Consider the following 10182-nt stretch of genomic DNA (forward strand, 5'->3'; position numbering starts at 1 on the left):
GTCTACAGAGAATTCAAAATAACACCTACAGTATTCCCCGAGCAAGCTCGGGTCTCACAGTAAGCGCTTTTCAAAAAATATTTCGGCTTTATTTAGGTTGGCGCTGATAGATCTGATAAATGACTTGGCCTGCTGCCTTGTCTTTTATTAGGCCCCAGTTGGTTGGTAGAGTAAGTTGTTCTAGCTCTTTTTCACGTTCTAAATATATCAAAGCATTGTCTTTGAGCCAGCCATTAGTCTCAAGTAGCTGACAGCAAGGCTCTAACAACCCTTTGCGAAAAGGGGGGTCAACAAAGACGAGATCGAACTTTTGCTGCGCTGTTTGTGCAAGATAAGACATGCTATCGGTACAAATAACCTTAGCATTGCTCGCTTTAACCGTGTCTAAGTTGGTTTGTAATTGCTTGGCTGCACTTTTGTCTCGTTCTAGTAATACTGCACTCGTTGCGTATCGAGACAAAGCTTCAAGCCCAAGACTGCCACTTCCGCTGAAGCAATCTAAGCATGTCGTTCCTCGTATATCCATTGCTAGCCAGTTAAAAACGGTTTCTTTAACGCGATCTGTAGTGGGCCTTAATCCTTCTAGATCTTTGACTGGGAGCTTTCTTCCTCGCCATTGGCCAGCAATAATGCGGATTTGACCTTGTTTACCGCTAGTATTTACTTTTTGTTTCGATCTAAGCCTTTGATTTGTGCCCATTGTAATTTTTAGTCCGGCCATTAGGTGTTAAAATGCGTGCAGTTTATAGGTCTGTAGTTTAACAGGCATTCTCATCTCGAGTAAGGTTTTACACAAATGGCGAAAAAGAAAGGTTTATTTTCCTGGTTAGGTTTTGGCAAAAAAGAAGCTGAAGATTTGCCAGAAGCAGAGGGCGTGAGTGCAGAAAGTAAAGATCTAGCCCAGCAACCATCGGCGGTTAGTAACCTAGATGAAAAAGCAGCAGAAGAAGCGCGCCTAGCCGCAGAAGCGAAAGCAGCAGAAGAAGCACGTTTAGCCGCAGAGACGAAAGCGGCAGAAGAAGCACGCTTGGCTGCAGAGGCAAAAGCGGCAGAAGAAGCACGTTTAGCCGCAGAGACGAAAGCGGCAGAAGAAGCACGCTTGGCTGCAGAGGCAAAAGCGGCAGAAGAAGCACGCTTAGCCGCAGAGGCAAAAGCGGCAGAAGAAGCACGCTTAGCCGCAGAGGCAAAAGCAGCGGAAGAAGCACGCTTAGCCGCAGAGGCAAAAGCGGCAGAAGAAGCACGCTTGGCTGCCGAGGCGAAAGCGGCAGAAGAAGCACGCTTAGCTGCAGAGGCAAAAGCGGCAGAAGAAGCACGCTTAGCCGCCGAGGCAAAAGCAGCAGAAGATGCGCGTTTAGCCGCAGAAGCGAAAGCGGCAGAAGAAGCACGTTTAGCCGCCGAGGCAAAAGCGGCAGAAGAGGCTCGCTTAGCCGCAGAAGCGAAAGCAGCAGAAGAAGCTCGCTTAGCCGCAGAGGCAAAAGTGGCTGAAGAGGCTCGCTTGGCTGCCGAGGCAGAAGCGGAAGAAGCAAAACCTGAGAAGAAGGCGGGCTTTTTCTCTCGTCTACGTAATAGTTTAAGCCGTACCAAGCAAAACATAGGCAGTGGCTTTTTTGGCTTGTTTAGCGGTAAAAAAATTGATGACGATTTATTTGATGAGCTTGAAGAGCAACTACTTGTTGCTGATTTAGGTGTCGAAACCACGTCAAAGATCATCGCTAAATTAACCTCTCACGCTAGCCGTAAGCAGCTAAAAGATGCGGAAGCGCTTTATGAATTACTCAAGCAAGATATGTCTGAAATTTTGCAAAAGGTTAATAAACCACTTGAAATTGATAAAGAAAAAACGCCTTATGTTATCTTAATGGTCGGTGTTAATGGCGTGGGTAAAACAACGACTATAGGTAAGCTAGCTAAACAATATCAGCGCGAAGGTAAATCAGTGATGCTAGCAGCAGGTGATACCTTCCGAGCTGCGGCTGTTGAGCAATTGCAGGTTTGGGGTGAGCGTAACGACATTCCTGTTGTGGCACAGCACACCGGTGCCGACAGTGCTTCCGTGTTGTTTGATGCGTTAGAAGCAGCAAAAGCCAGAAATATCGATGTCCTTATCGCTGATACAGCTGGTCGTTTACAAAACAAGAACCACTTAATGGAAGAGCTGAAAAAAGTGGTTCGAGTGATGAAAAAGAAAGATGAAACCGCGCCCCATGAAATTATGCTCACTATCGATGCTGGAACAGGGCAAAATGCAATTAGCCAGGCCCAGTTATTTCATGATGCAGTCGGCCTAACTGGGATCACTTTAACTAAGTTAGACGGCACCGCCAAAGGCGGCGTTATCTTCGCTGTAGCCGATAAATTTGGCATTCCAATTCGCTATATTGGTGTCGGTGAAGGGATAGATGACTTACGTCCATTTAGTGCTGATGACTTTATTGAGGCACTATTTAGTCGCGAAAAACTGGGCGAGTAATAATCCAAGGATAGGCAAAGAATGATTAAGTTTGAGCAAGTCAGTAAAGTGTATTCCGGTAGTCACCAAGCTTTGCAAAAGGTAGATTTTCATTTGCAACAAGGCGAAATGGCGTTTTTGACTGGACACTCGGGCGCAGGTAAAAGTACCTTGCTCAAACTAATTAGCTTATTAGAGCGTCCCTCTGACGGCAAAATTTACCTCAATGGCAATGATATTAGTCGTGTATCTCGCCGTCATGTTCCCTATCTTCGACGCCACATTGGCATTATATTTCAAGACCACCGGCTGTTGATGGACAAGACAGTATTTGAAAATGTTGCCTTACCCTTGGTTATTGAGGGCTACGGTCGTAGTGAGATTGAGCGACGTGTGATGGCGGCCTTGGATAAGGTGGGGTTATCTGATAAAGCATTCTGTATCCCTGTTCATTTATCGGGTGGTGAACAGCAACGTGTTGGGATTGCACGTGCTGTCGTCAATAAACCACCACTATTATTAGCCGATGAGCCCACGGGCAACCTTGACCCTAAGCTTTCTACCGAGATCTTAAAGCTGTTTGAGGCCTTTAATAGTGTTGGCGTCTCTGTGTTGATAGCCACTCACGATCTTGGCCTAATAGCAAAAATGCGCTATCGCACCCTGACATTACGCAATGGCAAAATGAGTAGTGATGGTTTACTAGGAGGTCCACATGCTTAATTTATTAGGATCTTCTCCGCGTATTGCTAAGGTGCCATGGTACAAAAGATTTCTGATGTATTGGGTGAACCATTTTCAACAGGCGGTGGGTAGTTTAGGTGAGCTATGGCGTACGCCAATGGCATCGCTGATGACCATGGCGGTATTGGGGATCAGTCTCGCGTTACCCGCCAGTTTTCATTTGCTGTTGAAAAATGCTGAGCGAGTGACAGCTAGCTGGGATAATGCGGCCGAAGTGAGCTTATTCTTACAGCCGGGCTTGAGTGAGAAAACAACGCAAAACTTTATCCAACGTATCAGCCTGTACAGTGAAGTTGAAGCGGTTACTTATATCTCTAAGGAACAAGCTATCGCTGAGTTTCGCGAGATGTCTGGGTTTGGTAATGCATTAGATTACTTAGACGAAAATCCGTTACCAGCGGTAGTGCAAGTCACTCCCAAGCCACAGCATGCTTCTCCGGCGGGGGCTAAGTTATTGTTAGCTAAACTGCAGCAAGAAAAGGAAGTTGAACAAGGCAAGCTGGATATCGAATGGCTGGAGCGGTTACACGGTATCATTAGCTTGGCGGTTGATTCTGTGGTGGCGATTGCTTTTCTATTACTTGCTTCAGTGCTTCTTATCGTAGGTAATACGATACGTTTAAATATCCTAAATCGTCGCACTGAAATTGAAGTGATGAAATTGGTGGGAGCGACTGATTCCTTCATTCATCGACCATTTCTGTATACCGGATTATGGTATGGCCTGATCGGCGGGATGATAGCTTGGGTGTTAACCAGCTCTTTAGTGCTCTGGATGGAGTCTGCGGTGATCCGTGTTGCAGGTTTATATCAGAGCGATTTTAGGTTGCTCGGTTTATCCTTAGCTGAGTTTCTCTTTATGTTGGGTCTTGCTTCATTGCTTGGATTAATTTCGTCCTACGTTACCGTAAAACGACACATACATTTAATCGAGCCATAATATCTGCCGCCTTTAGTGCTACTTAATAGTGAGTGGCACTAAATCGTCATAGTAATTTCATCTTATCTCGGCACTATCTCGCCTACTCTGTAATTAGCAGAATCTCGCTTTATTTTAATTAATTTATCATTAATCTGGTCGAAATATAATTTGTGACTTGTGTCACTTTTTTAGATCGGTTAGGCTAAGTCTGTTAAGACGATTGAAGGGATTATTAATGACACTATCGCTTGCTTTTGAAGATGCTTCTTTATTTTCTCCAGTGGTTCAATTATTACTCAATGAATTGGACGCAGAATCGGCAATGCCTAGTTCACTACTTGATGATTTCCAATTAGGGGAATATCAACTATTAATCGCCCGTCACAATGGTGATGCCATTGGTTGTATTTTGTACCGCCTCACTTCTCTAAATGAATTAGATATCCGCTGCTTATATGTTCGTGCTAGTTATCGTGAGCAAGGAGTGGGTAAAATGTTGTTTAAGCAGCTGACCGAACAGGTTCAACACAAGGTTGAACAAGTGATTGTGATCAAAAGCGAACATCCTTTGGTTCAGAATATGATTACTGCGTTTGGCCTGAGATCTGAATCTATCCCTGCTACGTATCCTCCCTATGTAAAATCTTGCTTGGTGTCACCTGCTCAGGATAGACACTTGCATATTAGCTAATGTTTCCCTATATTCTTTCAGCTTGCCCTTAGAATAGGGGCATTGGCATTCGGCTCATCGATTCTAAAAGGTTACTAATGAGTACAGATTATTCAATGGCGTTGATACCTCAAGGTAGCATTGAAGGCTATGTTCAATCGGTAAATCAATTTTCTGTATTAAGTGCGGAAGAAGAAAAGCGCTATGCCGAAGAGCTCTTTTATGAAGGGAGCGTTGAAGCGGCCCGTAAATTGGTTTTGTCCCATTTACGTTTTGTTGTCCATATAGCAAAAAGCTATTCTGGCTATGGCTTGCCTCAGGCTGATTTAATTCAAGAAGGCAATATCGGCTTAATGAAGGCGGTGAAACGTTTTGATCCCACTGTGGGTGTGCGTTTGGTGTCATTTGCCGTACATTGGATTAAAGCTGAAATTCATGAATATGTGTTACGCAATTGGCGTGTGGTAAAAGTGGCAACCACAAAGGCGCAGCGTAAGCTTTTCTTCAATCTACGTAAGTCCAAAAAACGCCTTGGTTGGTTTAACCAAGACGAAGTGCGTAATGTTGCTGAGTCCTTAGGTGTGTCTGAGAAAGAAGTGCTGGAAATGGAGTCGCGTTTAAGCGCTCAAGATCAGGCTTTTGACCTTGCTAATGATGACGATGAAGAAAGTTTCGCGCCAATGCATTATCTAGAAGACAAATCTTCTAACTTGGCCGAGCAATATGAATCTGCCAATTATGAGGATCATGCGTCGGCTAAGCTTAGCGCAGCGATGGCTCAATTAGATGATCGTAGCCAGCATATTCTACAATCTCGTTGGCTTACCGACGAGAAAGCAACCTTGCAAGAGCTTGCGAGTCAATATCAAGTCTCGGCAGAGCGCATTCGCCAGCTTGAGAATAATGCGTTGAAAAAATTAAAAGGCGTAATGGATATTTAAGCTATTCCCTTTGAGATCGATAAGGCCTGAATCTTCAGGCCTTTTTTGTTGCTGAAAATCATACCAAGCCATGACAGCAGGTGACGCTGGGGTCAAGATAATGTAAATTCTCAGTTCCGTTAGAGAGAGTGAGGTTTTGCATGACAGTTGTTGCGACATTAGGCCCAAAAGATACCTTTTCAGACATGGCGACGAGACGCTACCTCTCTCGCCAAGACGCAAATTGTCAAGTAACTTACTATCCCACTTTAAAGATGGCGTTCGCTGCCATTGGTACCGAAGCTGATTTGGGGGTTTTACCCATAGAAAACTTATCAGAGGGCTATGTTCAGGTCGTGCTTGACGAATTGATGGCGACCGACCTATATATTCGTGATGAGATTTTGCTACCGATTAAGTTCGCACTGGTGACTAACTGTGCCAGCTTGGTAGATATTCGCTCCCTCTATGTTCAGTTTGTGGCTCATGGTCAGTGTTCTGAGTTCATCGAGAGTTTAGAAAACATCACCATCCATAATACGCAAAGTAATATGGCGTCATTGCAGGCACTTGAGGAGTCTACCGAGCCTGCTGCGGCAGTTATTCCTCATCATGTTCTAAAAGATTGGCAGGGCGATGGTTTTTCAATCGACAACGTGACTGATTTTGCCCACAACCAAACTCGATTTTTGGTGTTAGGTAAAGAGCCACAAGCCATAGATCCTTCGTTAAGTTACAAAACCACCTTAGTGGTGCGAGATGATCACGATAAGCCCGGAGTGCTGGGCAGTATTGTCACGGCTTTTTCCGATCGCCGAATTAACATGACGTCGATAATGTCGCGCCCGACTAAGTCGCAATTGGGCAAATATCACTTCTTTATCGATATTGAAGGCCATTGCGAGCAAGATGATATTGCGGCGGCGATCGAACAGATTAATCGACAGTATCGCGTTAAAGTTTTGGGCTCGTATCAAGCCGCCAAAATATAGCCTAGGTTGCTCTCGGAACTTATTAACGTAACCGGATAAGCTATAGGGTATGAAAAATCCGCAAAAACGCGGTGAATATGTCCCTATAAGCTCTGCGCTTTCATCCCTGAAAACGAAGTTTTGCTGCTTATTTCATATCGTATCTATATGAATTACTTTTAACCAAAGCTGAAGTTAACGTACAAATAAATGAGCTATAGTCATAAGTTTTTTTGCAAAACGAACTAACTAGACTTGGTAATCAGGTCACTTTTTCCATCCTTGTTAGATACTTAAACTGATATACACTGAAATTAGAACACCCATTTTTTATCAGTGAGAGGGGACCGAATATGCCACATTTAGTGATGGAATATGCGCAAGAACTAGAAACAAGTCATGATATAGCTAGCCTGTTAAATGCCGTTCATGATGCTGCAAAAGGGTCGGGTTATTTTACTTCCAGTGCGATTAAGAGCCGCGCACAACCTTACCCGTATTATCGAATTGGTGATTTAGGGAGCGAGGGGATGTTTATTCATCTCACTGTGTCTTTGCTGAAAGGTCGCTCGAGCAAAGAAAAATACCAATTGAGTCAGTTGCTATGTCGCACTTTAACCGAGTCGGTTGATTTTGTTGGTAGTGTTTCAGTTGATGTACGGGATCTCGACGAAGAGGTTTATAGCAAGCGGATCTAGTTATAATCACTAAAAAGGGCAGCGCAAAGGCTGCCCAAGTTTTTTATTTGCGTTGCAGATATACGCCAGATTCAACATGATGGGTGTAAGGGAATTGATCAAATAAGGCAAACCGTGTGATTTGATGGGTTTGGCTTAATTCCTTTAGATTGTCCGCCAATGTTTCAGGGTTACAGCTTATATAGAGTATGTTGTCGTATTCTTGCACCATTTTCACGGTGGCCGGATCCAATCCCGCTCGTGGCGGGTCGACAAAAATCGTATTACATTGATAGCTTGATAGATCAATGCCTTTTAAGCGTGAAAACTCTCGCTCTCCTTTCATCGCCTGAGTAAATTCTTCAGCAGACATGCGAATTATGGTGACATTATCGATGTTGTTAGCGGCAATATTGTATTGTGCCGATTCAACCGATGGCTTAGCAATTTCAGTGGCGAGTACGCGGTTAAAGTTTTGCGCCAGTGCGAGTGAAAAATTACCGTTGCCACAATACAGCTCAAGTAAATCCCCTTGATTGTCTCGAGTACAGTCGACCGCCCATTCCAACATTTTTTCTGCTACCTTAGCGTTGGGCTGGGTAAAACTATTTTCGACTTGTTTGTAGATTAGCTCATGACCAAAAACCTGCAGCTTTTCGACCACAAATTCACGATCTATGGAGATTTTTTGTTTACGTGCTCGGCCGATGAAATCGATTTTGTATTGGTTTGATAGCGCTGCTTTAAGCTGCTGTGTTTGTTGCTGCCATTGTTCGTCCAAGGGCTTGTGATACAACAGACTTACTAATATTTCACCGCTCAAGGTTGATAAAAAATCGATTTGAAATAGCTTGTGGCGCAGCACAGAATTACCTTTGATATGTTCAATCAGTTCCGGCATGAGCTGGTTGATCAAGGCACTGCCTGGACCAAACTGGTCGACACGGATTTTTGCCTTGGTGGCTTGGTCAAACATAATGTAGTAAAGATCATCGCCTTGATGCCAAACCCGAAATTCACAGCGGCTACGGTAGTTTTGCTTAGGAGAAGCAAACACCTCTAAGCTAGGTGGGACAAAGGCGGAAAACTGTTGTTCAAGCTGACTTGCTTTTTCCTCCAGCTGCTGTTGATAAGAATCAGGTTGGATAAAAGGGCAGGACATATAAACCTCAAGGCGCAGCTAAAAAGGCAAATTCTAACCAGCCAGTCAATATTGTCCAGTAAAGCCGCGACAATTTTATCGTCTGACTTGCAGTAGAGTGATAAAACAAGTGACAATCACAGCCTTATTGGCAACCAAGGCAGCAGGGTATTAATAGGTGAGAATTTTAATTTTTGACTCAGGTGTGGGTGGCTTATCTGTATATCAAGAAATTGCTAAACAACTGCCTCAGGTCTCGGTTACCTATTTATTCGATAATGCCCTTTTTCCTTATGGAGAATTAACTGACGATGTACTGGTCAGCCGGGTCTGTCATTTAATGCAACACGCATTGGAAAAATGGTCGGTTGATTTAGTGGTAATAGCTTGCAATACCGCCAGTACATTAGTGCTGGAGCCATTACGCCAACTTTTACCTGTACCGGTTGTTGGTGTTGTACCTGCGATAAAACCTGCGGCCAAGCTTACGCAAACGGGCTGTATTGGTTTATTAGCGACGCCGGGGACGGTGAGTCGAAGCTATACCGACAACCTGATCCGAGACTTTGCACCAAATGTGCAAGTGTTACGCATTGGCTCTAGTGAACTGGTTAAGTTAGCCGAGCAGAAACTTAGGCGGCAGCCAGTGGCGCAACAATTGATCGATGAAATCTTATCTCCTTGGCTAAATGCGGAGCCAAAGCCGGATTGTGTTGTTCTCGGTTGTACGCACTTCCCCCTGCTGCATGAAGAAATAACCCATGCACTTGGCTCAAAAGTCACTTTGGTGGATTCGGGGGCTGCTATTGCACAGCGCGTCGATAATTTATTGGAAGCGGAAATAACAGAGCAAAAAACACTGATGATTTATTGCACGAAGATGAATCAAGAGGTGAGCGAACTAAATGATACCCTATCGGAAATGGGCTTTAGTTCGCTACAGGCTTTTTAGCGACGATGGCAAATTAATCTTCTGCGCCTTCATCATCGCGGTTGGTGCGTTCATTAGCTTCACGAACTTTCAAAGTACGTTGCTGAAACTCTTTCTCGTTAAGTTGGGATATTGCATTATCAGCATCTGTTTCTGGCATCTCAACAAAACCAAAGCCGCGTCGTTTGCCAGTTTGCTTATCTTTCATTAAACGCACAGAAACTACACGGCCATGCTCTGAAAATAACTGGCGAACGGCAGCTTCATTAGCACGATAAGGTAGATTACCAACGTATAGCGTTTTAGTGGTGAAACTATCTTCTACTTCTGATTTGCTGGGTAGTAGTGCAATGGCAATACCACCGATGGCGATACCTAAAGCAAAAAGGAAAGCTGAATCTGGTTGTAAAAAATAGGCGATAACAAAACCTACACCTGCCAATGCAAGAGAAAGCAACACAGACAATCCTAGTGTGTTGGACGATTTCATGATTAATTGAACCCCTGATATAAAGAATATAATTGTAATTAGATATTTCAAAATTGTGCTTGTGACATCATTTGCCCAAATGACAAGAAAATGCGGCAAATAAAGTCATGCGTAATTTAGCAATTAAATGAAGCATAAGCTTGAAGCTGTTTCCAATTTTTTAACATTAATCCGAATAATCGGGTCAAATTAATGTGATAAAGAGCAAAATGTGACCATTGAGCGTGTTTTTTACTCAAACAAATCAAAATTTAACGAATTCAGATT

The 10182-nt window shown here is 43.8% G+C and carries 11 protein-coding genes; 8 read left to right on the forward strand and 3 right to left on the reverse strand.

Annotated features, from left to right (window positions below; all coding sequences use genetic code 11):
- Positions 1 to 88: 88 nt before the first annotated feature.
- Positions 89 to 700 (reverse strand): 16S rRNA (guanine(966)-N(2))-methyltransferase RsmD, encoded by a 612-nt coding sequence (gene rsmD, locus ACK8OT_RS18935; protein WP_410198070.1) that lies wholly within the window; start codon positions 698 to 700, stop codon positions 89 to 91.
- A 96-nt stretch (positions 701 to 796) separates the two neighbouring features.
- Between rsmD and ftsY the strand changes: the two genes are divergently transcribed.
- The 7 genes from ftsY (at position 797) to ACK8OT_RS18970 (ending at position 7374) form a co-directional block, all read left to right on the forward strand.
- A complete protein-coding gene (ftsY, locus tag ACK8OT_RS18940) occupies positions 797 to 2470 on the forward strand; it encodes a signal recognition particle-docking protein FtsY (RefSeq protein ID WP_410198071.1) in 1674 nt (557 codons plus the stop codon).
- A gap of 21 nt (positions 2471 to 2491) precedes the next feature.
- Entirely contained in the window at positions 2492 to 3172 is a 681-nt protein-coding gene (ftsE, locus tag ACK8OT_RS18945; RefSeq protein ID WP_410198072.1) for a cell division ATP-binding protein FtsE, read from the forward strand.
- Positions 3165 to 4133: a permease-like cell division protein FtsX gene (gene ftsX / locus ACK8OT_RS18950; RefSeq protein ID WP_410198073.1), complete on the forward strand. Its 969-nt coding sequence runs from the start codon at positions 3165 to 3167 to the stop codon at positions 4131 to 4133. Before ftsE ends, ftsX begins: the two co-directional genes overlap by 8 nt.
- 217 nt (positions 4134 to 4350) lie before the next feature.
- Positions 4351 to 4806 carry a GNAT family N-acetyltransferase gene (locus ACK8OT_RS18955; RefSeq protein ID WP_410198074.1) on the forward strand — a complete coding sequence of 152 codons (456 nt, stop codon included), beginning with the start codon at positions 4351 to 4353 and terminating at the stop codon, positions 4804 to 4806.
- A gap of 77 nt (positions 4807 to 4883) precedes the next feature.
- Positions 4884 to 5726 carry an RNA polymerase sigma factor RpoH gene (gene rpoH, locus ACK8OT_RS18960; RefSeq protein WP_410198075.1) on the forward strand — a complete coding sequence of 281 codons (843 nt, stop codon included), beginning with the start codon at positions 4884 to 4886 and terminating at the stop codon, positions 5724 to 5726.
- Positions 5727 to 5866: 140 nt separating this feature from the next.
- Positions 5867 to 6697 carry a prephenate dehydratase gene (locus ACK8OT_RS18965; RefSeq protein ID WP_410198076.1) on the forward strand — a complete coding sequence of 277 codons (831 nt, stop codon included), beginning with the start codon at positions 5867 to 5869 and terminating at the stop codon, positions 6695 to 6697.
- Positions 6698 to 7029: 332 nt separating this feature from the next.
- Positions 7030 to 7374: a 5-carboxymethyl-2-hydroxymuconate Delta-isomerase gene (locus tag ACK8OT_RS18970; protein ID WP_410198077.1), complete on the forward strand. Its 345-nt coding sequence runs from the start codon at positions 7030 to 7032 to the stop codon at positions 7372 to 7374.
- Between the two features lie 43 nt (positions 7375 to 7417).
- Here the strand turns inward: ACK8OT_RS18970 and trmA are convergent, their stop codons facing one another.
- Positions 7418 to 8515, reverse strand: a complete 1098-nt coding sequence (trmA, locus tag ACK8OT_RS18975; RefSeq protein WP_410198078.1) for a tRNA (uridine(54)-C5)-methyltransferase TrmA — start codon at positions 8513 to 8515, stop codon at positions 7418 to 7420.
- A 157-nt stretch (positions 8516 to 8672) separates the two neighbouring features.
- On the opposite strand from trmA, the gene murI reads away from it, so the two are divergent.
- Positions 8673 to 9446, forward strand: a complete 774-nt coding sequence (murI, locus tag ACK8OT_RS18980; RefSeq protein WP_410198079.1) for a glutamate racemase — start codon at positions 8673 to 8675, stop codon at positions 9444 to 9446.
- Between the two features lie 13 nt (positions 9447 to 9459).
- Here murI and ACK8OT_RS18985 read toward each other — a convergent pair whose 3' ends face one another.
- Complete coding sequence (locus tag ACK8OT_RS18985) at positions 9460 to 9915, reverse strand: RNA recognition motif domain-containing protein (RefSeq protein WP_410198080.1); 456 nt, start codon at positions 9913 to 9915, stop codon at positions 9460 to 9462.
- Between the last annotated feature and the right edge of the window lie 267 nt (positions 9916 to 10182).

Source organism: Motilimonas thetidivivens, assembly GCF_046452435.1.
GTDB lineage: Bacteria > Pseudomonadota > Gammaproteobacteria > Enterobacterales > CBDFNC01 > Motilimonas.